This is a genomic window from Acinetobacter sp. GW821-FHT01C12, from assembly GCF_059422625.1.
In genome coordinates, this window is sequence record NZ_JBWKXD010000004.1 from 119757 (window position 1) to 145676 (window position 25920).

A 25920-nucleotide genomic window follows, 5' to 3' on the forward strand; every position below is an offset into this window, starting at 1 on the left:
TGAATTTATAAAATATTTTTAGAGTAAATACTCTATTATATTTTTACTTATTTCGTGATTTTTACCATATAAAAATGAGTATTAAAAGCAAAAAATCAATCTTATTGTATAAAACATAACCAAATAAATTCACTTGAAAATTTGAATATATTTTTAAGTAAACAGAGTTGATTTCAACTCTGTTTATAGATGGGTATATGTAATATTTTTATCATGATTTATGAAAAAGCAAGCTCATCATATGCTTTTTTTAATTGTTCTTTGGCGTGGGTATGACCTTGATGTGCAGCTTGTTCAAGCCACTTTTCTGCATGACTATAACTTCGGTCTAACCCAAGTTGTCCATTTAAGTAGCTGAGTCCCATTTTATACTGAGCTTCTTGATCTCCACGCAAAGCAGCTCTTAAATAGCACCACATAGCATTACGATTTGCGATTTCATCTAAACTTAGATTTTGATCTTCAAAATGATGTGCTTGCGCTTTTTCGAGAGCAGCTTCGGAAGCATTCTGTTCAAATGCTCGACGAGATGTTGAATCTCCTAAAAAACGGTTAAAAATATGTACCAACATATACAACCTCCTTGCTAATCCATTAACAAAGTAAAAGAGACTGCTAATCACAAAAAAATGATTAGATATAATTAATCTAGCTGATTTTTTACACTTTGCAAATAGTTAAATGTAATTTGTCAATTGCGATTTTTACACATTTGTTAAAAAATACATTATTTAACAAACCAACAATTTTTATTTAAAGTATTAAATCACGCACTGTAATTTTATTACATTGAGAAAATTTGCTATATTTAGGTTGTTTTTTGATTTCGGATAGAATCTGTGAAACGCTCAAGTGTTTTCATCACAGTCTTGCTTAGTTTGTTTATGTTCCAAAGTCTTTGGAATGTAGCGGCAGCTTTTTGTGATCATGAAAGCACTACACTTCCATCACAAAGTCTAATTAGTCAGCATTTTGGACACCATAATGCGCCTGATTGTACTCAGGATCAGCAGCAGCATCCGCAGCTATTGGATGTGTATGGGATAGATAAACCGATTTCTGATCAGTCCGCATCAAAACAATTATCAGCACATCAACATGATGTGCGCTCCAATGATTTCCTGAATCATATAAATGATGATCATCGTGACCATTTGCCTTCCTTTGCGCATTTTATTGTGGTTGATGATCAGCAACAAACAGCGCAGCCTAAGTTTATAGGCTACCCTGAATCCCGCTTTATTGGCTGGAATAATTTGTACCAGTCACCTGATCTATATTTGCCCAATCCTCCGCCTCTCTCATCCCCGCTATAAGGTGGGGTAGCCAAAAAGATTGCCCACCGCTAATGGTTTAATTTAGTGGGGCATTTTTATGTCAAAAGAAATACGTAATTTAGTACAAAAGCCTGTATTTGGTTTTAGGCCGTCTTTGCTCGGTGCACTGATGTTGAGTGTGATGTCATCTCTTAGTTGGGCAGACAACCCATCTCAAGCATTAACCTTACAACAGGCAATTGCAAAAACTGAGCAATATCAGCAAACGCAGAACGTCTGGCAAACACAGCAACAAATTGCAACTGCGAACATCAAACAAGCAAAACTGTGGACAAATCCAGAGTTATCCGTATCGCAAACGGGTTTTGGTTCCAATCAAGATCAAGAGCTTTCAATTGGTGTTTCTCAACGTTTGGATATTTTTGGTGAACGTAGGTCAGCACAGCGGTTGGCACAACTTTCAAAAGACCAAAGTGACTTAAATCAGCGAATTTATCAGGCACAACTCGAATTGGCTGTGAAATACCAATGGTCACAGCTTGCCATTTTTGAATTAGAACGCAACGTGGTTCAAGAGCAACTCAACGTCAGTGAAGAAAATCTGAATGCAATTCAGAAGCGCTATCAAGCGGGGAGTGTCGCTCAGGTTGATGTAGATCGTGCCAGACTGAGTCATGCAGAAAATGCTCGCTTATATCGTCAAGCCGATTTGCAGGTGCAAGTTGCCAAGCAGCAATTATCCAATCTTTGGGGGGACGCTGATAAATCCATTCGTATTGGTTTAAATCCTCAATCTTTATGGCCGTCTTCGACACACCAACAGGTACAAGAATATCTCGCGGACAATCTTTTTGAAAAATCACGTCAGTTACAGGTGTTGCAAGCAAAAGCGACAGTGGCGCAATTAAAAGCTTCGGCACGGCCTAATCCGACTGTGAATTTAGGCGTGAATCGTACTCGATCACCTGAAACCTCGACTGACAATGCTTTAGTTGTGGGGGTCTCTATCCCATTGAATATTTTCAACCGCCAGCAATATGGTGTGCAAATTGCGCAAGCAAAGCAGGATTTACTCAGTAGACAACAGGAATTTTATCTCCGCCAAAATGCTTTGCAGGTGGGAACATTGTTGACTGAATTGCAAGGACTGGAAGTACAGTTTAAAGCCGTCGATGAGTCTCAGATTCCGCTTGCAGCTCAGGTTCAACGTAAAACTTTGCAGGGGTTTACTGTCGGTAAATTTGCCGTTAACGATGTGCAACTCGCAACGTTACAGTTGCAAGAAGTGCGTTTGAGAAAAGTGCAATTATTGAAAGATGGCTGGCAACGTGCCATTGAAGCGGAAAGTCTGAGTCTCGGTATTGAACCAAGTCAAATCATGGCAAAAGACGCTTTAGCTCAGATCAATCAGAGTTTATGGCAGGAAACACAAGCTTTACCAATCGTGGGCGGGGGAAATTAATATGCTGAATCAATTTAAATCTTTTAAACTTCAGAAAGGCAAAATTTCTCAACGCCTACTGATCATCATTACTATTGTGATGACTGCTCTTATTGCTATGGGTTTGTTCTTTTCATCTAAAAAAGCAAGTAGCAACGATGCTGGTGAAAATGAAGCAGGGCATGCTGAAGAAGGGCATTCACATGATGAAAATGCTAAGGGAACCACCAAAGACGGTGCGGAAGAAGCGAAGCACAGTGAAGAAGAGGGTGGCGAGAAAGAGAATGCTGAAGCCATTAGTCTGACTGCGCAACAGATTACTGAACAAGGAATCAAACTTGCTAAAGTAGAGATGGGCACTGTTACCAAATCAGCTTCTTATCCTGCAAAGGTTATGGTCAATACCGACCGTCAAGCACATGTATCACCTGCTTTTAGTGGGCAGGTGGTTGCCGTCAATGTTGAGTTGGGACAGCGTGTGCAAAAAGGGCAGGCATTGGCGACCTTGGTGGTGCCTGATTTGGTTGATCAGCAGGCAAATTTACAGGTTGCACAAACAAGCTTAGAACTGGCACGTCAGGACTATGAACGAGAGCGCCAGTTATGGTCACAAGGTATTTCTGCCAAGCAGGATTATCAACGGGCTTACAATGCTTACAAGCAAGCACAGATTCAGGTACAAGCCACCAGATCCCGTTTATCTGCTTTTGGTGCCTCATCAAGCAGTAATGGTCGCTATGTTCTCACAGCACCAATTGCAGGCATTATCAGTAAAAAAGACTTGGTCATGGGTGAAAATGTACAGCTGGCCAGTCAGTTATTTATCATTGATCAACTGGATCAGCTATGGCTTGAATTTATTGTACCAAGTTCTGAGTTTTCAGCGATTGCACCCAATCAACAGCTTGAATTTAAGTCGCTGCAAACGGGGAATACTTTTAAAGCGCAGATTCAAAGTTTAAATAGTGAAGCTGATGTGCAGACTGGACGTTTACAAGTGCGTGCCAAAGTGTTGTCAAATGCAGCTGAGTTGCGCCCGAATTTGATGGTCAATGTTCAACTGCAACAACAAGGCACTGCTCAAGCATTGCGCGTACTGAAAAGTGCCATACAGAAAGTTGAAGGAAAGGATATTGTTTTTGTTTCCAGTGAACATGACAAGAAAATCGAGTTTACTGCACAGCCTGTTGTACTGGGTCAGGTATCCGGTGATGGTCAGTGGATTGAAGTGAAGTCTGGTCTGACTCAAGGGCAGCAATATGCAGCTCAGGGTAGCTTCTTGCTGAAATCTGAATTAGAAAAAGGAGAGGCGAGCCATGGGCATTAATGATTCTTCTGATTCTAAGTTAGATCTCGATGCGGATTCAGCATTACCTCAACCTGAAGGGTTGTTTGATCGACTGATTCAATTTTCGATTAAAAATGCCATTTGGGTCATGCTGTTTATTGTGGCATGGATTGGTGTGGGGATTTACGGTTATCAAAAATTACCGATTGATGCGGTACCCGATATTACCAATACTCAAGTGCAAGTGAATACCCAAGCGGCTGGTTTTACCGCGTTAGAAGTTGAACAAAGGATTACCTATCCGATCGAAACTGCGATGGCGGGTTTACCCAAGCTAGAATTGACTCGTTCTATTTCTCGTTATGGTTTATCGCAAGTGACCATTATTTTTAAAGATGGGACGGATATTTATTGGGCACGACAACAGATTAATCAACGCTTACAAGAAGCCCAAACCGAGCTGCCAGATGATATTGCACCGACAATGTCTCCTGTATCGACTGGGTTGGGTGAGATTTATCAATGGGTGATCAAGGCTGAGCCGAATGCGAAAAAACCTGATGGTACACCCTATACCGCGATGGATTTACGTGAAATTCAGGACTGGATTGTACGACCACAGTTACAACGGGTTCCCGGTGTTGCAGAGGTCAACTCGATTGGTGGCTTTAATAAAACCTATGTGGTCACACCTGATTTAAATCGTTTGCAACAATTGCAAATCCCTGTCAGTGATCTACAAAACGCTTTAACTGGAAACAATGAAAACCGTGGTGCTGGTTTTATTGAAACCAATGGGCAGCAATTGACAGTGCGTGTTCCAGGAACCTTGAACAATATTGAAGATATTCAAAATGTAAGTATCGGCAATAAAAATGGTTTTCCGATCCGAGTTGCAGATGTAGCGACTGTTTCGATTGGACATGATCTACGTACAGGTGGTGCAACTTACAATGGCGAGGAAACAGTACTCGGTATCGCCATGATGATGATGGGTGAAAATAGCCGGACTGTGGCGAAATCAGTGGATGCCAAAATCAAGGAAGTCCAGCAATCTTTACCGAAAGGTATTGTGATCCAAACAGTATATGACCGGACAGCTTTGGTCGAACGTGCGATTAGCACAGTGCAGAAGAACCTTGTAGAAGGGGCAATTCTGGTTATTGTTATTCTGTTCCTATTTCTTGGTAATTTCCGTGCCGCGTTAATTACTGCGTGTGTAATTCCGTTATCGATGCTGTTTACTTTGGCGGGTATGGCTGAGCAGAAAATTAGTGCCAACCTGATGAGCTTAGGCGCACTAGATTTCGGGATTATTGTGGATGGTGCGGTCGTTATTGTTGAAAACTGTATTCGGCGACTGGCAGAGGCACAGCATGCAAAAGGCAGATTACTCTCACGAGCAGAACGTTTTAAAGAAGTTTTTCTTGCGGCTAAACAGGCGCGTCGCCCTTTAATCTTTGGTCAATTAATTATTCTGGTGGTGTACTTGCCTATTTTCGCTCTGTCTGGTGTTGAAGCGAAGCTCTTTCACCCAATGGCTATGACGGTGGTATTGGCACTGGTGGGTGCAATCATTCTTTCGGTTACTTTTGTCCCTGCTGCAGTGGCTTTATTTGTTAATGGTGAAGTTAAAGAAACAGAAAGTCGCTGGATGCTGTGGTTAAAGCAAAAATATGAAAAACTACTCAATTTAGCCTATAACTTTAGAATGTTAGTCGTCACCCTTGCGGTGAGTATTCTATTTTTAACAGGTGTGCTTGCCACTCAAATTGGTAGTGAATTTGCACCCACCTTGAGTGAGGGCGATTTTGCAGTGCAACAAATGCGTTCGCCAAGTACTGGTCTAGAGCAGTCTTTACGTATGCAGGAGAATACTGAAAAGTTATTGCTCAAAGCGTTTCCAGAAATCAAAGCCATCTTTGCCCGTACAGGGACGGCAGAAGTGGCAACAGATGTCATGCCGCCTAATATTTCCGATGCTGTGGTGCTGTTAAAGCCACGTGATGAATGGAAGAATCCAAAGCAAACCATTGATGAGCTACGTCAACGTATGATTGCATTTCTTGGTACATTGCCCGGAAATAATAGTGAGTTTTCTCAACCGATTGAGCTGCGTTTCAACGAATTAATTTCTGGTGTGCGAAGTGATGTAGGGATCAAGATTTTTGGCGATGATATGGAGGTGTTGAATCAGCAAGCCACTAAGATTGCACAACAAATCAAAGGGATTACTGGCGCAACTGCCGTCAATGTGGAACAGACGTCTGGCCTACCACTTTTAAATGTTGAAGTGAACAAAGCCGCGGCAGCGCAATATGGTCTGTCGGTGAGAGCGATTCAAGACTTGGTGGCAACCAGTGTCGGCGGGCAGAATGTTGGTCAAATCTTACAAGGTGACCGCCGTTTCGATTTTGTGATTCGTCTGGATGATGCTCAACGTACACCTGAGCATCTGGCCGTTTTACCTATTCAAACGCCAAACGGAGGTCTAATCCAACTTCAGGATGTTGCTAAAGTTGAAAATATCCTTGGTATTAATCAGGTCAGTCGTGAAAATGGTAAACGTCGTGTGGTTGTGACCGCCAATGTCGAAGGGCGCGATTTGGGCTCATTTGTCACCGAATTACAATCGACTTTGGCGAAGCAGGAAATGCCTGCAGGTTATTGGCTGAGTTATGGCGGACAGTTCGAAAACCTAACCTCTGCGAAGGCACGTATGCAGCTGGTCGTTCCGCTGGCGCTGATAACTATTTTTGTGTTGTTGATGGCCGTTTTCCATAACTTTAAGGAAAGCTTGCTGGTATTTACCGGTGTGCCATTTGCGCTGTGTGGTGGTTTGATTGCACTGTGGCTTCGCGGTATACCATTGTCGATGTCTGCAGGTGTGGGCTTTATCGCGCTCTCAGGTGTGGCAGTATTAAATGGTTTGGTAATGTTGACCTTTATTAAGGAATTACGTCAACAACTCGATGTTTATCAGGCCACATGGCAAGGCGCAATTTTACGTTTAAGACCCGTATTGATGACGGCTTGTGTGGCATCGTTAGGTTTTGTGCCGATGGCGTTGGCTACAGGGACAGGTGCGGAAGTTCAGCGTCCACTGGCAACCGTGGTGATTGGCGGCATCATGTCATCTACCTTGCTGACTTTGGTGATTTTACCGGTGATTTATCGCTGGATGAATGAACGTAAAGTTAAAGCACAAACGGAAGGTTGATCGTTAATTTAAAATAACCTCACCGTTCTTAGCTAAGAACGGTGAGGCATTGAAACTGTATAGATAGTTTATTATTGGCTGACAGGCAATACACCTAAACTAATGATGGTGTAATTTTGATTTACAGGTTGAGTGGTTTTGTTAAATGCTTCACTGACTTCAAGCAGATATTGCCCTGAATAAGGAAAAGTGACTGTCGCTGAACCATCTTGAGCAACCGGAAATTTTTGTGCTTGTTTATCGGTTTGCCCTTGAGCACGGATAAGCAGTTCAGCATTTTTGAGTGCTTGTCCTGATTTTTTAATCAAGATTTGTACAGGTTGCTGCGCAGTAATGCTGTTGGGATGGGTTGTAAATTCGACTTGTATTGCAGCATCAGTGTTGTTTTGAATAGGTGACGTTTTTTCTTTAGAAATATAGCTTTGGATTGACCATTCTCGGTTAATGGTGATCGGTACAGGCGGTTTTTTAAAGTCAGCAGGAATCACATATTCGCGCTCAGCGATCTTACCTGCTTTATCAGCAGGGACATCAAAAAGCATTTTCCATTCTTTATTATGTTGGACATATTTGAGTGGGAAAGACGCTTTACTGAACAGGTGATAGGTGCCTGCTTGTGGTAGGGCTAAGTCAAACACCGTAGCCGATTTTAAAGTGCTTGCAGCTTCAACTTGTAACTTGCTTTGATCTGGTTGAATCACATTGAGCGCGGTTTGTTTCATGGCATGTTCTGCATTCAGTGCTTCTTCAGCATAGGATGCAATCACTGGGATTTGTGTATTTGTGGTGTTATAGCCTAGAGGTGCAACATAGGGTTCATGTGCATAACTATAAGAGCAAAGAAGTACAGAAAGGTAGAGGTATTTTTTCATTGTCGATATTCCATTAACAGGGGTATTTTAACTGTGGAAAATATAGTCGCCATTATATAGAAGAAACCTTATTATTGATAATAATAATTATTATCAATAATAAATAGAAAAAATATTCAATATTTTGATAAAACAAAATCAGAGGTATCAACATGAGCGAACAACAAGGGCATGATCATAGTCATGCTGTCGTCACAGAAGGAAATGTAAAAAAACTAACCTTTGCATTGGCATTAACCAGTACCTTTTTAATTGTTGAAGTGATTGCGGGTTTTATGACGCAAAGCTTGGCTTTATTGTCCGATGCCGCACATATGTTTACTGATGCTGCAGCATTGGCAATTGCATTGGTTGCCATCAAAATTGGTAAATTACCCGCAGATGATAAACGGACCTTTGGCTATCAGCGTTTTGAAATTTTAGCAGCGTTGTTTAATGCCATGATGTTGTTTGTCGTTGCAATTTATATTCTCTATGAGGCGTATCAGCGCTTTAGCCAACCCCCTGAAATTCAGAGTGTCGGTATGATGGTTGTGGCGGTTATTGGCTTGGTGATTAACCTCATTTCAATGAAGATTTTATTCTCCAGTTCAAAGGAAAGTCTCAATATAAAAGGTGCTTATCTGGAAGTATTGAGTGATGCACTCGGTTCCGTGGGTGTGGTTATTGGGGGCGCAATTATTTATTTCACTGGCTGGATGTGGGTGGATACGATTATTGCTGTACTCATCGGCTTCTGGGTTTTACCACGAACATGGGTTTTACTAAAACAAAGTATCAATATTTTACTGGAAGGTGTGCCTGAGGAAATTGATATTGAAAAATTACGTAATGATCTTTTATCGGTTAAAGGTGTAGAAAGTATTCATCAACTTAAGGTTTGGGCGATTACATCTAAAAATGTCCATCTGACAGTGCATTTATTTGCACCAGAAGCGGATCGGAATCAATTGTACCAACAGGTCATGGAAATGCTCAGTCATCAACATGGGATTACTGAGATGACGCTACAAATTGAAGACAATGAGTGTATGGTGCATTCGCATGAGTCAGATGGGCATGATCACCGTAATGCTGATAAAACACAGACAGATGAAGCAAAAAACCATTCACATTAAGGTGAATGGTTTGATTTGAACATCAGGCAAAGCTCAAGAATTAGATTTGCCACTCATGATTGCAGTCACGGCACTTCCAGCTTTTATTGGCTTGCATAAATGACTGCATTGAGATTTTAAAATCGGGCAGATCACGCCAAAACATTACCCCTGCAATCACAGCTGCAATGAAGACCACGACGGTTGCAATTTGCAATGTTTGACCTGCGCCGTTGCTGAAAATCCACATCACAATACTAATGACAACCAATAACAACAAAATAAACAGTAATGGAATCAAAAATACCAAGCTTTTTGGAACAACAGGACGTACAGCAGGTGTATTCCCATGGGTAACAGGCAAGATTTTTCGACTTTGGCACTTTGGACATTGGTATTGCATGGTGGCTCCACATTTATAATCTAAGCATATTCTAATCATTCTATTTTAGAATGCAAAAAAGACTGAATAGCAGCTTAAAAGCAAAATTTAGGCAATAAAAAACCCAAGTCATTATGCTTGGGTTTTTTACAAAGATGTCGCCATCTTGAATATGGCGTCCCTACGGGGATTCGAACCCCGGTTACCGCCGTGAAAGGGCGATGTCCTAGGCCTCTAGACGATAGGGACAAGTGAGGCAACACAGGTAAAACTTTTGGTGGAGTCAAGGAGGATCGAACTCCTGACCTCTACAATGCCATTGTAGCGCTCTACCAACTGAGCTATAACCCCCAGTCTGTGTGAGCGCAATATTAGGGATATTGCACTCACACGTCAACAGAAAATTTAATTAAGCTTCATCAACTGCATCATTTTTCGGCAATTTGATGCTTTCGTTCAGTTTTTCCCAAACTTTTGCTTCTTTTTTGCTCGGGCCACCCACAATTTCAAGTGCATGACGTAAACGGGCAAAGGTTAAATCAGGGCCAATGGTGACCATCGATTGCATCACAGGGGTCGATGATGTTGAACCAGCAATTGCAATAAAGAATGCTGGCATGAAATCACGGAGTTTGATTTCCATTTGATTCGCCAAATCCATCAAAGTTTGGCTTACAGTATCGTTGTTCCAAGTAAACAAGCTTTCTAAACGCCAAATTGCAAATTGCAAGCTTTGACGAACTTGCTCTTCAGTCAACTTTTTGCTGTCAAATTGCTCTTTGGTCAATGTTGGGAATTGGTTGAAGTAAAAACCAGCCCAATTTACCGCTTCAGACAGTAAGTTAATACGTGGTTGAATGGCCGCAGCAATATCCTCTAGGGTTTGGCGATCAGATTTCCAAGCCAAAAGTGTATTTAACAGTTCAGCAGGGCTGAGTGCTTTAATCCATTGTCCATTGAGCCAGTTTAGTTTTTCAACATCAAAAATTGGACCACCCAAAGACACACGCTGGATATCAAAGTGTTCAATCATTTCAGCCAAAGAGAATTTTTCTCTTTCATCTGGCATTGACCAACCCATACGGCCTAAATAGTTCAGTAAGGCTTCAGGCAGCACACCGATGTCTTTGTAGTAGTTGATTGAGGTTGGGTTTTTACGTTTAGACAATTTTGACTTGTCTGGGTTACGCAACAATGGCATATGGCACAATGTTGGCATGTCCCAACCAAAATATTGGTAGAGCAACTGGTGTTTTGGTGCAGATGGAATCCACTCTTCACCACGAATCACATGGGTGATTTCCATTAAATGGTCATCGACCACATTGGCTAAATGATAAGTTGGCAAACCATCTGTTTTGAGTAGGATTTGCATGTCGACTTGCGCCCAAGGGATCTCCACTTCACCACGAAGTAAGTCATTGAATTGGCAAACACCTTCTTCAGGGACTTTCATACGGATCACATGAGCTTCACCCGCAGCCAAACGCTGTTGTACCTCTTCTGGGGAAAGCTTTAAGCCACGACCGTCATAACCAGGGGTTTCACCACGGGCTTGTTGTTCAGCACGCATTTGATCAAGCTCTTCCGCTGTTGCGAAACAGTAAAAGGCATGACCTTTTTCAACAAGTTCTAGAGCATATTGTTTATAGATTCCCATTCGCTCAGATTGGCGATAAGGAGCATGAGGTCCGCCGATATCAGGCCCTTCTGACCAATTTAAACCTAACCAACGCAGCGAATCTAAAATCATTTTTTCAGATTCAGGGGTTGAACGGAGTTGGTCGGTATCTTCAATACGAAGAATAAATTCGCCACCATGTTGTTGTGCAAAGCATAAATTAAACAAGGCGATATAGGCAGTGCCTACATGCGGAAAACCAGTTGGAGAGGGTGCAATACGAGTACGGACTTTCATAACTAAATATTATTCAGAATGTAAATTGAAACTATTATAACGAAAAAGCCCAACTGCTTAAGGGTTAATTCACCAATAAACGATTGGGCTTCTAAATTCTTTTGAGGAGCGTAGAATTTATTTTTATAAATCAAATTTTTACAAAGTATGTGGTTGGAATAAAGCTTGTACAAAACAAGAAAATTTCTGATGTTGTTCAGCTAAAAAGTTTTGTGAGGCTGTGGTTTTAATCGACGTTAAAACTTTAAGCTGATCTTTATCTGAGATCAGTTTATTCTCGCCACGCTTTTGTTGATTGAGCGCTTTTTCAATCGGTGATTGTTTGTCTACCACAACAATTAACGATTGTATTGGCTTGGTCGTATCTTTAATTGCAGCAGTATGGCCTGTCTGTGCCATCACTGCGAGTCCTAGACTTAAGCCCAAGATCTTTAAATAAGAATCATTCATTCCATCGGCTCCCCTTGATGGTCAAATTTTTGTTCTTGAACATGGTTATTGTAGCAAAACAACTTACAAAAAGCATAACTACGTCACATTTTTTAATAATACTACACAAAAAATGTTTAAAAAACAATCATTGAAACGAAATGTAATATTTTAATTGATAACATATAAATGTGGATGAATCGTGAAGAATTCGAGTTTAGGTTGAATTGTGTAAAAAATATACCAAATAATTTACATGAGTAATACACATTTTTAGATATCTTAAATTATGAATAAGATAGTTTAAAAATTTATAAGTAATTGATTGTTAAATTAAAATAATAAAAATATAGTGCTTCTAAATCATTAAAAACCGAGAAAGAAATGAAAAAACTACTGCTTTTAAGTGCGATCAGTTTAATCGTCACGGGGAATGCTTATGCAGCGAAAGAATTTTTAAATGTATCTTACGATCCTACCCGTGAATTTTATCAAGAATATAACAAGAGTTTTGGTCAATTTTGGAAATCAAAAACAGGCCAAGATATTGAATTTAAGCAGTCCCATGGCGGTTCTGGTAAGCAAGCACGTTCAGTGGTAGATGGTTTGCAAGCAGATGTGGTCACACTGGCTTTGGCCAATGATATTGATGAAATTGTCAATGCGGGTCTGATTGAAAAAGGTTGGCAAAAAGAATTTCCAAATAATTCTGCACCCTACACATCTACCGTTGTTTTTTTAGTGCGTAAGGGCAATCCCAAAGCAATTAAAGATTGGAATGATCTGGTAAAACCTGGGGTTGAAATTATTACACCAAACCCTAAAACAGGTGGTGCGCCGCGCTGGATTTATTTATCAGCGTGGGGTTATGCATTAAAACAACCGGGTGGCAATGATGCAAAAGCGCGTGAATTAGTCAAACAAATATATAAAAATGTCAAAGTGTTAGATTCAGGCGCACGTGGCTCGCTCACAACATTTGCGGATCGTGGTATTGGCGATGTTTTGTTATCTTGGGAAAATGAAGCAATTTTGGCGACGTCTGGTCCAGATAAAGATAAATATCAAATTATTTATCCATCCATTTCAATCCTAGCTGAGCCTTCAGTCGCAATCGTCGATAAAGTGGTTGATAAAGATGGTAATCGTAATTTAGCAAAAGGCTATTTAAATTATCTTTATTCACCAGTAGGGCAGGACTTGGCAGCAAAATATAATTTCCGTCCGCGTAACGCCAAAGCTGCGGGTAAATATGCGGCAAAATTTCCAAAAATTAAACTCTTTACCATAGATCAAGTTTTTGGCGGCTGGGCAAAAGCGCAAAAAACCCATTTTGCCAATGGGGGAATTTACGATCAATTTACGGCTGAAAAGTAATTTGAATCAAATACAAACAAGTCCTCTTTGATCAAAGGGGGCTTTTTTTAGCTTGATACATTTGCGATAAAAAATAAATAAAACAGACAAAATATAAACTACAGCGATGTTGAGCGCTTTCATCAATTAAAACTATAGATTGATTTTTAATCTGTGCTGAGTTTGCTGGTATTTCGCTTTTTGATTGAAGTTTATTCGCTTATTTCATATATTTAGAATAATTTTAGCGATGTTAGCACTCATAATATGAAAACTAATTTTAAAGCACTGATGAGTGCTGTGGTTATTGCGACAGGATTAACTGTTGCAACGACAGCAAGCTATGCTGCTGACCGTGAATTTTTAAATGTGTCTTATGATGCAACACGTGAGTTTTATGATGAGTTTAATAAATCATTTGGTGCTTACTGGAAATCTCGTACAGGTAAGACTGTTGATTTTAAACAATCACATGGTGGTTCAGGAAAACAAGCGCGTGCTGTGGTTGATGGCTTAAAAGGTGATGTAGTGACCTTGGCTTTGGCCAATGATATCAATGAAATTGTGAAATCAGGTCAAATTAATCCAGGTTGGGAAAAAGAATTTCCAAATAACTCAGCACCGTATACGTCTACCGTTGTGTTTTTAGTACGTAAAGGTAATCCCAAAGGCATCAAGGATTGGACAGATTTGACCAAACCTGGTGTACAAATCATTACCCCTAACCCTAAAACAGGCGGTTTACCGCGCTGGATCTATCTTTCAGCTTGGGGCTATGCACTTAAACAACCAGGTGGTAATGATGCTAAAGCACGTGAGTTTGTTTCTAAGATGTACCATAACGTAAAAGTTATGGATCCAGCTGCACGTGCATCGATGACCACATTTGCTGAACGTGGGATTGGTGATGTTTTACTGACGTGGGAAAATGAAGCCATGGTGAGTAAGAAAGCATCTGGCAATAAATTTGATATTGTCTATCCATCGATGTCAATTTTGACTGAACCGTCAGTGGCAATTGTTGATAAAACAGTAGAGAAGAATGGCAATAAATGGTTAGCAACGGGTTATATTAACTATTTGTATTCTCCAATAGGTCAAGATATGGCAGCACGTCATTTCTATCGTCCGCGCAATGCAAAAATCTTAGCTAAATATTCCAACCAATTCCCTGAACTGAAAACATTTACCATCGATGAAGTCTTTGGTGGTTGGGCAAAAGCACAGCAAACTCACTTTGCCAATGGCGGTGTTTTTGATCAGATTTATAATAGCAAACGCTAAACATCCACTATTTTGATTGAATCAACCTCCCTTTTAGGAGGTTTTTTCATTCTGTTATGAATCAGTTAGACTAATATCAAAGTGAGTAATCAATTTAAACTATGGATATTACGCTAAGACTCGCGACTGAAGATGATATTGAGGTTATTTTTGATATACGAACGTCAGTCAAAGAAAACCATTTGTCAAAACAACAACTGACTGAACTGGGTATCACTGAGTTGGTCATATTGGATTTAATTCAAAATACTTCGACTGTCTGGCTTGCAGAGCTGCAGCATCAAGTGTGTGGTTTTTCGATCGCAGATTTAACTGACGGCAGCGTATTTGCCATGTTTGTCCACCCTGATTTTGAAGCCAAAGGTGTCGGAACTGCGCTTTTGAAAAAAGCAGAAGATTTATTATTTGAATATTTTCAAGAAATTTGCTTGGAAACCGATCAAAAAAGTCGTGCTTTTGAATTTTATCTCCGACAAGGTTGGCGTGTTTCAGCGTATTTTGACAATGGTGATGTAAAAATGCTCAAGACACGATAGCGCTTTATCGCAGGATGGATGCGCTATTTTTTGTACTGAACTTTTATAAAAAGCACTTTAAAACGGTTTTCTCTATAAAAAGTAATATTTCCCTACAAAAAGTCGTTTGGAGCTTTGGCAAAACAAGGTAATAATGTGCAGTTACTTTTTTTGCTTAAACTGAAATCATAATTATGTCTCATATTTCTGTATTACTACATGAAACTGTCGATGCTTTACTTGCAGATCGCAATACAGGAATTTACGTGGATGGGACATTTGGACGTGGTGGACACACCCGTTTATTGTTGTCTAAATTAGATGAGCATTCAAAAGTTTATGCTTTTGATAAAGACCCACAAGCGTTAGAAGTGGCATATCAGTTAGAAAAAGAAGATCCTCGTTTTAAAATTATTCATGCCAGTTTTGCAGATTTACAACAAGAATTAAATCAATTAGATATTTATCAAGTCGATGGGATTATGGCAGATTTAGGGGTGTCATCACCACAGCTAGATCAAGCAGACCGTGGTTTTAGTTTTATGAAAGATGGACCACTTGATATGCGTATGGATAATTCTCAAGGACAAACAGCCGCAGATTGGCTAGTGGATGTAGACGAAGAACATTTGGCCAATGTGATTTTTCAATATGGTGAGGAACGTTATAGTCGTCGTATTGCACGTGCGATTAAGCAAGCAGGTTATATTGAAACCACTGGAAAATTAGCGGAAATTGTGAAAGTTGCGCATCCAAAGTGGGAAAAGAATAAACATGCTGCGACACGGACATTCCAAGCTATTCGTATTGAAATTAATAAAGAACTCGATGACGTACATACCTTTTTACCTCAAGCCGTAGATTTGTTAAAATCAAATGCACGTTTAGCCGTCATTAGTTTCCATTCACTTGAAGACCGGATTATTAAACAATTTATTCAAAAAGAATCAACGTTGCCAGAAGATAATGGTTGGGGATTGCCTCAAAAAGTACAAGATACTCGTCGACTGAAAAAAGTAGACAGAATTCGTGCCAGTGAGGAAGAAGTCAAAGCCAATCCTCGCTCACGTAGTGCTTGGCTTCGAGTTGCAGAACGCTTAGAACAAAAAGGCGCAGAATGAAACAAGAAATTATAGAAGAATCAAGTCATAAGCTGGCAATAAAAAAAGCGATTGTTTATGGCGTATTGGTTGTTGCAGTGTTGATCAGTGCCTTTATGGTGGTGTTGCAAGTCTTTGCTTATCGTCATGATTTTCGTGATTTAAATAGTTATATGCGTGAACGTGAAGATATCAATGCGGAATGGGGACGTTTGCTCATTGAACAACAAACATTTGGTGCAACTGCGCAAATAGGAACACGCGCAGTAACACAATTGAGAATGTATTCACCGCCAGCTGCGCAAACAGTTGTCATTTCATTACCAACTGAATCAGAGCAGAAGAAGTAAGGCATCTGTATGGCAGATAAGCAAACTAAACCGACTCGGCAGCCACGTAAAAAGCAGCCATCCATTACCCAGAAAAGTACTGTATCGATAGATATGTGGCGTTTCTATTTAATGTGGGGCGTGGTGCTTTTATGTTTTGTCGGCTTGGTCGGACGTGCATTTTATGTGCAAGTGATTAATAAAGACTTTTTACAAAATAAAGCCAATGCCAACATTCTACGTTCTGAAACATTAAAAGCCATGCGTGGTGTGATTAGTGATCGTCATGGCGTGCCTTTGGCAATCAGTTCTCCAATCATGAAAGTGGTGATTGATCCACGTGAATATTTTGAGACTAAAAAACAGTTTGATACCATCACGGCTGAATTACAGAAGACACCCAACAGTCGTAAACTCAAACGCCAATTGCCTGATGAAAATTTAAATTTAGATGAATTGGCAGATGCGGTCGGTCTTGATCGTGCAGACTTAAAAAAACGTTTAAATGAACGTCCACGTTCTCGTTATTTGGTACTTAAAAAAGAAGTTCCGCCACCACAAGCAGATTTTATTACCCAACATAAATTTGCTGGCGTTTATGCCGAGAAAACCTACAAACGTTATTATCCTCAGCCGCAGCCCAATGCGCAAATTATTGGTCTCACCAATAGTGAAGGGACGGGGATTGAAGGTTTAGAGATGCAGTTAAACTCCCGTCTGGCTGGTGAAGATGGTGAGCAAAAGATTTCTCGTGATAAACATGGTAACCGTATTACCACCCCTGAAGTCGTGAAAGAAGTGAAAGCAGGGGAGAACATCACCTTAAGTATCGACTCACGTTTGCAATATATTATGTATCGTGAGTTGACTGCGGTGGGTGTTGCCAATAATGCACGTTCTGCTTCCGCAATTGCTGTGGATGTAAAAACGGGCGAAATTCTGGCTATGGCGAGTTGGCCTTCTTATAATCCTAACGATAAAAATGGCTTAAGTAATAAAGATGCCATGCGTAACCGTGGTGCAATTGACATGTTTGAACCTGGTTCAACCATGAAACCTTTTACCATTGCAGCGGGTTTGGAAAGTGGCAAATATACCCCAAACTCGGTGATTAGTACCAGCCCAGGTTCGATGCGTTTAGGTTCCCATACCATTCGTGATACACATAACTATGGTTCATTGACCGTTACTGGTGTGATTATTAAATCCTCGAACGTCGGTTCGGCAAAAATTGCCTTGTCTTTACCAAAAGAAACCTTGCCAAGCTTCTTTAGAAAGGTCGGATTTGGTCAGCGTTCGGCGGTTAAATTCCCAGGTGAGAGTGGAGGTTTAGTGCTTCCACCTGAAAAGTTAAATTCTTCGCAAATTGGCACAATGGCTTATGGCTATGGTTTAAATGCTACGATTTTACAATTGGCGCAAGGCTATGCAATGTTGGCCAATCATGGTGTGGAATATCCTTTAAGTCTCTATAAATTAAATGATCAGCCCAAAGGCAAACAGGTTTTAGCGCCTAAAATTGCTGATGAAGTTTTGTTGATGTTAGAGCAAGTTACGATGCCTGGTGGTACTGCAAAACAAGCCAATATTCCCGGCTATCGCGTGGGTGGTAAAACAGGTACAGCACACAAGTTGCGCCCTGACCATAGAGGTTATTCGAATACTGAATACCGTGCTTTATTTGCCGGTGTGGCACCGATTAGTGATCCTCGTTTGGCCGTTATTGTTGTAGTCGAAAATCCGCGTGGACAATACTATGGTGGTTTGGTTGCCGCTCCAGTGTTTGCTCGAATTATGCAAGAATCTTTACGTTTAATGAATGTGCCTCTAGATAAACCTCTTGAAACGGCTAAGGCCAAGCCATAGGTAAACCATAATGATTAATTTTCAAGATATTTATAAAGTTGATAATACAAAGGCTTGGATGTCTGAGTCATTTAATGGCTTTTCTCTAGATAGTCGTTATGTACAACAAGGGCAAATTTTTATTGCTTTGACCAGTTATTCGCAACCAGAAAAAACCGCACAATTTGCTCAAATCGCTTTAGACAAAGGCGCATTGGGCATTATTAGTGAAACAGATTTAGGTTTTGAATCTGCATTGATCTGCCCAGATGTGCGTCACTTGATGGGACAATGGCAAAAACAATATTTACAAGCGACATCCCCAGTAAAAGCTGCGCAAATTCTTGCAGTCACTGGAACCAATGGTAAAACCACGATTTCACGTCTCGTTGCTGAATTACTGGCATTACAAAATAAAAAATGTGCAGTGATGGGAACTACGGGGAACGGGATTTTGCCAAACCTAGAAGCGTCTTCGCATACCACTTTAGATGCGTTGCATTTACAAAATTTTCTGCATGATTTTGCTATGCAAGGTGCTGAATTCGCTTCAATTGAGGCAAGCTCGCATGGTTTGGAACAAGGTCGTTTAAATGGTTGTGATATTGAGATTGCTGCATATAGTAATCTAAGTCGAGATCATTTGGATTATCACGGGACGCTTGAAGCCTATGCTGAAGCGAAAGCATTGCTGTTTAAATTTGCTGCGTTAAAAGTTGCAGTAATTAACATAGATGATGCGCATGCAGATCTAATGATGAATGCGGCAAGCAGTAATCTGTCACATCCGAAAGTATTGACTTATTCAACCTCTAAAGCGGCTGATTACCAAGTATTTGGGATTAAATATAGCCTAGATGGGGCAACATTCCATCTCAAAACAGCCAAAGCTGAATTTACAGTGAATAGCCCATTGCTTGGGCATTTTAATATTGAAAATTTGGTGGCCAGTTTAATTGTTGCTGAACAAGCAGGTTTTGATTTAAAACAACTTATCGCAACTGTACCCAGCTTAAAAGGTGCACCTGGACGTATGCAGGTGATTCGTGATCAGGATCGTCTGTTTGTGGTGGATTATGCACATACACCAGACGCTTTAACTCAGGTTTTAAAAACCTTAAAACGTCATGTTGAAAATCAGCTTTGGGCTGTCTTTGGTTGTGGCGGTGATCGTGATCGCGGTAAACGCCCATTAATGACCAAAGCGGCTTTGGAACAAGCCAATCCTGTGATGATCACATCAGATAATCCGCGTACCGAAAATCCTGAGCAAATTTTTGCCGATATGAAGCATGAAATTGATTTTAGCCAGCATGAGGTTCACGAAATTCGTGATCGCCGTGAAGCAATCAAATATGCAGTAAAGCATGCCCAATCAGGCGATATTGTTGTGATTGCCGGAAAAGGGCATGAAAATTATCAAGAAATTGATGGTGTTCGTCATTGGTTTGACGATGTCGTTGAAGTGCAATCGGCAATAGATGCACAACACCATAAACCCAATTCAGCTTATCCAGCTCATTAGGAATAAGAGATGCACACCTCTACCACCAGTACTGTGCCTTTGGAGCCATGGTCAGCAGCACAACTTGCTGAAGCAACTCAAGGTTATTGGTATTTAGATCAAGCACCACAAGGTGAAATTAAACGTATTTTGACTGATTCACGTCATGCTGAATTAGGTGATGCTTTTTTGGCGCTCAAAGGTGAGCGTTTTGATGCACATGATTTTGTTGCTCAAGTGGCTGCGAATGGCTGCCAAATTGCCATCGTGAGCCATCCTGTTGATGTAAATATCTGTCAACTTGTCGTGGCAGATACACGTTTGGCATTGGGGCATTTAGGCGCGTATCGTCGTGCTCAACATCCACAATTAAAAGTGATTGCACTTACAGGCAGTAGTGGCAAGACCACCACCAAAGAAATGTTGGGGAGTATTCTTTCACGTTTAGCCCCGACCTTGATTACACGTGGCAATTTAAATAATGATCTTGGTGTGCCAATGATGTTATTGGAGCTGCGTTCAGAGCATCAATATGCGGTGATGGAACTTGGTGCAAGCCATCAAGGTGAAATTGATTACACCTCAAATCTTGTGCAGCCACATGTTGCCGGTATTTTAAATATTGGAACTGCACATTTAGGCGAATTTGGTGGACGTGATGGAATTTGCCGTGCCAAATCTGAAATTTACCGTCATATTGATCAAGCTGGAACAGCAATTGTTCCTGCTCAGGATGATTTTACCGATACGATTCGTCAAGTGGTAGACACGGAGCAAGTGTTAAGTTTTGGTCAGGGTGGCGAGGTCTTTGCGACAGATGTTCAGTTACACGCACAGTCTGCAATCTTTACCCTTAATACACCTCAAGGTGCAAGAACAATCAATCTTCCTTTTGCAGGCGAACATAATGTCCATAATGCAGAAGCAGCGACTGCATTTGCCTTGGCGATTGGCGTTGATTTAGACGATATTGTAATCGGCTTGGAGTCGGCACAAGGTGCAAAAGGGCGTTTGAATTTTATTCATAAGCACAAGCATTTATTTATTGATGATACCTATAATGCCAATCCGACTTCAATGCGTGCAGCAGCAGAAGTACTTGCGCAACAGCAAGGCATCAAAGTGATGGTGATTGGCGATATTGGTGAACTGGGCGATACTGCTGCGCAGCAACACTATATGTTGGGTCGTGATCTGGTTTCAGTGGATGGGATCCAATTTGTTGTCGCGGTAGGGGAGTTTGCTCCTGCTACACAAGAAGGTGCGCGAAGCACTCAATATGGTAAAAAATTACAAGCTTTTCTTAGCCAAGAACAAGCTTTACCTTTATTGTTAAGTTTAATTGCAACACATCAACCACAGTCCATGAGTTTCCTGTTTAAAGGTTCTCGCTATACCCATATGGAAACGTTGATGGCTGATTTGATGGAGAAAGTTTAATGCTGTATTGGTTATTTCAACACTTGGCGGGTTATGAGAACGCGTTCCAAGTTGTTCGATACTTATCGTTACGAGCATTGCTCAGTGTACTGACTGCACTTGCGATTGGTTGGGCCTTGGGACCAGTCATGATCCGTAAATTACAAGCGCTCAAATATGGTCAGGCTGTCAGTTCATATGCACCTGAAAATCATGCCAAAAAAATGGGTACACCAACAATGGGCGGGATTTTAATTCTGCTTTCAATCGGAATCAGTACCTTGCTTTGGGCAGATTTATCCAATCCTTATGTGTGGATCGTCTTGGCTGTTATGGTGATCTTTGGTGCTGTAGGTTGGGCAGATGATTGGATTAAAGTCCGTTATAAAGACAATGCAGGTTTACCTGCCAAGAAGAAATTCTTTTGGACTTCAGTTGGCTCTTTGGGGGCGGGTATTGCGTTGTATATCATTGCAACTCAGCAAGACAGTCCTGTACATACAGCGAATATGCTGGATTTATTGATTCCATTTTTTAAAAATCTGAGTATTCCATTGTCCTCAATTCCATTGGGTATTGGCTTCATTATTTTTACTTATTTGGTCATTAATGGTGGATCAAATGCAGTGAATTTGACAGATGGTTTAGATGGTCTGGCGATCATGCCGATTGTTTTGGTTGCCGCTGGTTTAGGTGTTTTTGCATATTTGGCAGGTGATATACGCTTTGCCAATTATTTACATATTCCCTATGTAAAATATACCTCTGAGCTGGTGATTATTTGTGCTGCAATGATTGGAGCAGGTTTAGCATTTCTTTGGTATAACGCGCATCCTGCCCAAGTCTTTATGGGAGATGTCGGTGCATTATCATTGGGTGCAATGCTGGGCACTATCGCGGTAATGGTTCGTCAAGAGATCGTCTTTGCAATTATGGGCGGGGTCTTTGTGGTAGAAGCAATCTCGGTATTCTTACAAATCGGATCATTACGTATGCGCAATAAACGTGTATTTCTTATGGCGCCGTTGCATCATCATTATGAGAAAAAAGGCTGGCGTGAGACTCAAGTGGTGATCCGTTTTTGGATTATCACAATTATGCTGGTAGTTTTAGGTCTAATGACATTAAAATTACGTTAAGCCAAAGTGATTTGAAAAGTCGGCATTTGCCGGCTTTTTTATGGCCTAAAAATATCTTTTGGAGAATACAATGAATTTGTTGATGTGCCCTGTATGTCGTGAGGCATTGAGCCTATCGGATCGGACTTGGCGCTGTGTAAATAATCATAGTTATGATGTGGCAAAACAAGGCTATGTAAATTTACATGTAGTACAACATAAGCATAGTAAAAATCCAGGGGATACCCCTGAATCTGTACAAGCACGCCGTGGATTTTTAAGTGGTGGATTTTATGCACCTTTACAGCAAGCCGTGGTTGAGAAAATTCGTGAGTTAAGGGTTGAAAACTTGCTGGATATCGGCTGTGGTGAAGGCTACTATACTGATGCAATGCAACATCAAGTGATGCAATGTATTGGGGTTGATATTGCAAAAAATGCAGTTCAGGTTGCTGCAAAACTCAATAAAGATGTGACATGGATTGTGGGGACAGGAGCGACGCTACCTGTTTTGGATCATTCGATTGATTTGTGTACTAGCTTATTTAGCCCGATCCCAGAAGAAGAAATACTCCGAGTACTTAAGCCAAAGGCTTATTTGATGGTGGTAACACCTGCACCAGAGCATTTATATGCCATGCGTGAGGGTTTGTTTGATGAAGTTAAAGCCCATGAGCCGCAAAAGTTTGTTGAACAATTACAAGCATCTTTTGAGTTAATAGAGCAGCCGATTATCGAAACAACGTTTGAGTTGGATCAAGCACAACTCAAAAATCTGATTGCGATGACCCCTTATGCTTATAAAGCAAAACCTGAAAAGCGTTTAGTTTTGGAAGCACAAGTTAAAACGACGTTAAAGGCAGCCTTTCAAATTTATATTTTTCAGAAAAAATAATAGAAATTTAAGCCATAAAAAATGCCATCAATCGATGGCATTTTTTATTTGAGAAACTAATTATTGAACTTCATTAATCAAATTCTCAAGAGAATCACTTTCTCGTTTCGCACTGCCTTGATTCATTGCAGGCGGTGTTACTTTGTTCGGTTTGAGCGGTTGATCTGTACCTTCATCAGGTAAGTCTTCAAAGTCATTTGATGAATTACGTGATGGTGTAACAGGCGCAGGTTTAAAGATTGGACGTGCTAAAGGTGGTGATGAACCATAGCCTTCGTTTTGAGTCACACCTTCAACTTGTGTTTGATTACGTTCTTCACGAGAGATTGGTGCTTTGGCATTTTTGTCAAAATGTACCCAAGCAGATGGCGTGTCTTTTAACGCTTTACCCATAAAACCTGTCCAAACTGGCAGGGCTGCGATCCCACCATATTCACGACGACCGAGAGTTGAAGGCTGGTCAAAACCGACCCAAGCAATCGCAACTAATTTGCCATTGAAGCCAGCAAACCACGCATCTTTAGCATCGTTGGTTGTCCCTGTTTTACCGCCAATGTCATCGCGACCAATTTTAAGTGCTGCACGACCAGTACCATGCACAATCACGTCACGAAGAATATTTGCCATATCAAAAGCAGATTGTGATTTTAAAATCCGTTGTGCTTGACGATATTTACTTTGTTCTTCTTTGCTTAAAGGGGTTTGAACCTCATCCACTGTAATGTTTGTACCTTCAATGGCCTCGTCATCAGGGGTGGTTGCAGTATTGGCCACAGTTTCTTTTTGATTGATACATGGAATACACGCATATTCAGGCGCTGCTTCATAAATGGTTTTGCCATAAGCATCTTCAATACGGCTGATGAAATGCGGTTGAATGCGATATCCACCATTGGCAATTGCGGCATAGCCTGTTGCCATTTGAACAGGAAGTACTTGTGGAGTACCCAGCGCAATCGTGAAATTACGCGGGATTTGATCTTCTTGCAGGCCAAAATCCATCAATAATTGGCGCGCACGTTCTACACCTACGCTTTGTAATAAACGCACAGAAACGGTATTACGAGATAAGTACAACGCACGACGCAAAGGAATCATGCCTAAATAACGACCATCAGAGTTTTTAGGTGTCCAACGACCAATGGTGATTGGACTGTCATTGACCATGGTGTATGGAGTCATACCGCGTTCAAGCGCCAGTGCATAGATAAATGGCTTAATGGTTGAACCTGGTTGGCGCCAGCCTTGTATTGCGCGGTTAAATTTGGATTGGTAAAAGTTGTATCCACCCACCACTGCTTCAATTGAACCATCATTGGGGTTGATTGCAATCAGTTGACCTTGTGCTTTCGGGGTTTGAACCAATGACCACGCGGTTTTATTTTCATTGGGACGTAAACGGATAATATCTTTAACAGTTACAATCTGCGAAGCGCGGCTTGGTGCACCACCCACTGCATTGGCATTGATATATTTTCTTGCCCAAGACATACCAGACCAAGGCACAGTCACTGTAGAACCATCTTGCATTTTGGCATCAAAACTATTGCTGCCTACTTTGATGACTTCTGCAGGGTAGGTATTGGCATAAGGGATGAATTGTTTTAAAGGTTTATCATGTGCTTCAGCACCACGCCATCCATGACGACGATCATAATCCTCCAAGCCTTTTTGTACTGCATCTTCTGCATATTGTTGGCGTTGGCTGTTTACGGTTGTATAAACTTTATAACCCGAATCAATTGCTTGTTCACCAAACTTTTCAACCAATTCTGAACGAACCATTTCGCCTACATAGGGAAATCGATTACTTAAGCCGCGATCAGGCATACTTAGGTTAATTGGTTCAGCGACAGCTTTTTCGTATTCTGCTTGTTTAAGATAGCCGAGTTGTAACATACGACCTAGAATCCAGTTGCGGCGTTCTAAGGCGCGTTCAGGATTCACTACAGGATTGTATTTTGACGGTGCTTTAGGTAAGCCTGCAATCATCGCCATTTGTGCGACACTGAGTTGATCTAAGCTTTTGTCATAATAAATTTTTGCAGCAGCAGCAATACCATAGGCATTTTTACCCAAAAAGATTTTATTGACATATAAAGATAAAATTTCTTCTTTCGATAGATTTTGTTCTATTTTACGTGCCAAAAAAACTTCAGTAAGTTTGCGCTTAAGTGTTCGTTCAGGGGATAAATAATAATTTTTAGCCACCTGCATGGTTATTGTTGAGCCACCTGTTTGTACATTTGACCCAGTGACACTTTCACTCACGGCACGCCCTAAGCCTTTAAAGCTAATCCCGCTATGTTCGAAGAACGATGAATCTTCAGCAGCAAGGAAGGCATGAATGAAATGTGGGGGGATCTGATTGTACTCAACAGGCACCGAAAGCTTGCCACCATATTCAGCGATCAGCTGATTATCTGCTGAATAAACTTGCAAAGGTTTAAGCAATGGCGCCTTTTTTAAAGAGCTCATTTCTGGTAGTGATGGGGCAATATATAGATACATTCCATAAAAGCCCATCGGAATTGCGACTAAAATAATGATAATCAGCAAAAAAAAGGGATGAATATAACCTGAACAAGATAGCTTTTTCATAACAAGTAAGTTTTAATAATAGCTAATGGC

21 protein-coding genes and 2 tRNA genes are annotated in these 25920 nt (G+C 40.8%); 15 read left to right on the top strand and 8 right to left on the bottom strand.

The window, feature by feature from the left end; translation table 11 throughout:
* Positions 1-218: 218 nt before the first annotated feature.
* Entirely contained in the window at positions 219-572 is a 354-nt protein-coding gene (locus AC07WY_RS12300) for an SEL1-like repeat protein (RefSeq protein WP_004816626.1), read from the bottom strand.
* A gap of 267 nt (positions 573-839) precedes the next feature.
* Here AC07WY_RS12300 and AC07WY_RS12305 point away from each other — a divergent pair, with 267 nt between their 5' ends.
* From AC07WY_RS12305 to AC07WY_RS12320, 4 genes are read left to right on the top strand one after another with little or no spacing between them, the layout of a single operon-like run.
* Positions 840-1316: a hypothetical protein gene (locus AC07WY_RS12305; protein WP_056517521.1), complete on the top strand. Its 477-nt coding sequence runs from the start codon at positions 840-842 to the stop codon at positions 1314-1316.
* A 58-nt stretch (positions 1317-1374) separates the two neighbouring features.
* The gene (locus tag AC07WY_RS12310; RefSeq protein WP_154129425.1) at positions 1375-2739 is read left to right on the top strand and encodes a TolC family protein; all 1365 of its coding nucleotides are present in this window, start codon (positions 1375-1377) and stop codon (positions 2737-2739) included.
* Position 2740: 1 nt separating this feature from the next.
* The gene (locus tag AC07WY_RS12315) at positions 2741-4045 is read left to right on the top strand and encodes an efflux RND transporter periplasmic adaptor subunit (protein ID WP_419336024.1); all 1305 of its coding nucleotides are present in this window, start codon (positions 2741-2743) and stop codon (positions 4043-4045) included.
* A complete protein-coding gene (locus AC07WY_RS12320) occupies positions 4035-7226 on the top strand; it encodes an efflux RND transporter permease subunit (RefSeq protein ID WP_494736455.1) in 3192 nt (1063 codons plus the stop codon). Before AC07WY_RS12315 ends, AC07WY_RS12320 begins: the two co-directional genes overlap by 11 nt.
* Before the next feature lie 71 nt (positions 7227-7297).
* Here the strand turns inward: AC07WY_RS12320 and AC07WY_RS12325 are convergent, their stop codons facing one another.
* Entirely contained in the window at positions 7298-8098 is an 801-nt protein-coding gene (locus AC07WY_RS12325) for a DUF4198 domain-containing protein (RefSeq protein WP_004816636.1), read from the bottom strand.
* Between the two features lie 152 nt (positions 8099-8250).
* On the opposite strand from AC07WY_RS12325, the gene AC07WY_RS12330 reads away from it, so the two are divergent.
* Complete coding sequence (locus AC07WY_RS12330) at positions 8251-9216, top strand: cation diffusion facilitator family transporter (RefSeq protein ID WP_419336028.1); 966 nt, start codon at positions 8251-8253, stop codon at positions 9214-9216.
* A gap of 40 nt (positions 9217-9256) precedes the next feature.
* On the opposite strand, the gene AC07WY_RS12335 is transcribed toward AC07WY_RS12330, so the two are convergent.
* The 5 genes from AC07WY_RS12335 to AC07WY_RS12355 all read right to left on the bottom strand — a co-directional run bounded on the left by AC07WY_RS12335 (position 9257) and on the right by AC07WY_RS12355 (position 11945).
* Positions 9257-9598, bottom strand: coding sequence for a hypothetical protein (locus AC07WY_RS12335; RefSeq protein ID WP_004725393.1), 342 nt, complete (start codon positions 9596-9598; stop codon positions 9257-9259).
* A gap of 152 nt (positions 9599-9750) precedes the next feature.
* Positions 9751-9826, bottom strand: a tRNA-Glu gene (locus AC07WY_RS12340).
* 26 nt (positions 9827-9852) lie between these two features.
* Positions 9853-9928, bottom strand: a tRNA-Ala gene (locus AC07WY_RS12345).
* Between the two features lie 58 nt (positions 9929-9986).
* Entirely contained in the window at positions 9987-11495 is a 1509-nt protein-coding gene (gene gltX, locus AC07WY_RS12350) for a glutamate--tRNA ligase (RefSeq protein ID WP_004725395.1), read from the bottom strand.
* 138 nt (positions 11496-11633) lie between these two features.
* Positions 11634-11945 carry a hypothetical protein gene (locus AC07WY_RS12355; protein WP_004725398.1) on the bottom strand — a complete coding sequence of 104 codons (312 nt, stop codon included), beginning with the start codon at positions 11943-11945 and terminating at the stop codon, positions 11634-11636.
* A gap of 363 nt (positions 11946-12308) precedes the next feature.
* On the opposite strand from AC07WY_RS12355, the gene AC07WY_RS12360 reads away from it, so the two are divergent.
* The 10 genes from AC07WY_RS12360 (at position 12309) to AC07WY_RS12405 (ending at position 23289) form a co-directional block, all read left to right on the top strand.
* Positions 12309-13301 carry a sulfate ABC transporter substrate-binding protein gene (locus AC07WY_RS12360; protein WP_004725400.1) on the top strand — a complete coding sequence of 331 codons (993 nt, stop codon included), beginning with the start codon at positions 12309-12311 and terminating at the stop codon, positions 13299-13301.
* Between the two features lie 246 nt (positions 13302-13547).
* The gene (locus AC07WY_RS12365; RefSeq protein WP_004816643.1) at positions 13548-14564 is read left to right on the top strand and encodes a sulfate ABC transporter substrate-binding protein; all 1017 of its coding nucleotides are present in this window, start codon (positions 13548-13550) and stop codon (positions 14562-14564) included.
* A gap of 101 nt (positions 14565-14665) precedes the next feature.
* The gene (locus AC07WY_RS12370; protein WP_262087217.1) at positions 14666-15100 is read left to right on the top strand and encodes a GNAT family N-acetyltransferase; all 435 of its coding nucleotides are present in this window, start codon (positions 14666-14668) and stop codon (positions 15098-15100) included.
* A 173-nt stretch (positions 15101-15273) separates the two neighbouring features.
* On the top strand, positions 15274-16200 hold the full coding sequence (rsmH, locus tag AC07WY_RS12375; RefSeq protein ID WP_056517503.1) for a 16S rRNA (cytosine(1402)-N(4))-methyltransferase RsmH: 927 nt from the start codon (positions 15274-15276) through the stop codon (positions 16198-16200).
* Positions 16197-16529, top strand: coding sequence for a cell division protein FtsL (ftsL, locus tag AC07WY_RS12380; RefSeq protein ID WP_004725407.1), 333 nt, complete (start codon positions 16197-16199; stop codon positions 16527-16529). The genes rsmH and ftsL overlap by 4 nt, the downstream gene beginning before the upstream one ends.
* Positions 16530-16538: 9 nt before the next feature.
* On the top strand, positions 16539-18374 hold the full coding sequence (ftsI, locus tag AC07WY_RS12385) for a penicillin-binding protein PBP3 (protein ID WP_004816649.1): 1836 nt from the start codon (positions 16539-16541) through the stop codon (positions 18372-18374).
* A 7-nt stretch (positions 18375-18381) separates the two neighbouring features.
* Positions 18382-19878 carry a UDP-N-acetylmuramoyl-L-alanyl-D-glutamate--2,6-diaminopimelate ligase gene (locus tag AC07WY_RS12390; protein ID WP_494736489.1) on the top strand — a complete coding sequence of 499 codons (1497 nt, stop codon included), beginning with the start codon at positions 18382-18384 and terminating at the stop codon, positions 19876-19878.
* Between the two features lie 9 nt (positions 19879-19887).
* Positions 19888-21297, top strand: coding sequence for a UDP-N-acetylmuramoyl-tripeptide--D-alanyl-D-alanine ligase (locus AC07WY_RS12395; RefSeq protein WP_419336031.1), 1410 nt, complete (start codon positions 19888-19890; stop codon positions 21295-21297).
* Positions 21297-22415, top strand: a complete 1119-nt coding sequence (gene mraY / locus AC07WY_RS12400; RefSeq protein ID WP_004725416.1) for a phospho-N-acetylmuramoyl-pentapeptide-transferase — start codon at positions 21297-21299, stop codon at positions 22413-22415. The genes AC07WY_RS12395 and mraY overlap by 1 nt, the downstream gene beginning before the upstream one ends.
* A gap of 70 nt (positions 22416-22485) precedes the next feature.
* Positions 22486-23289, top strand: a complete 804-nt coding sequence (locus AC07WY_RS12405) for a putative RNA methyltransferase (protein ID WP_262087214.1) — start codon at positions 22486-22488, stop codon at positions 23287-23289.
* A gap of 60 nt (positions 23290-23349) precedes the next feature.
* Here the strand turns inward: AC07WY_RS12405 and ponA are convergent, their stop codons facing one another.
* Complete coding sequence (ponA, locus tag AC07WY_RS12410; RefSeq protein WP_494736456.1) at positions 23350-25890, bottom strand: penicillin-binding protein PBP1a; 2541 nt, start codon at positions 25888-25890, stop codon at positions 23350-23352.
* Positions 25891-25920: the final 30 nt, after the last annotated feature.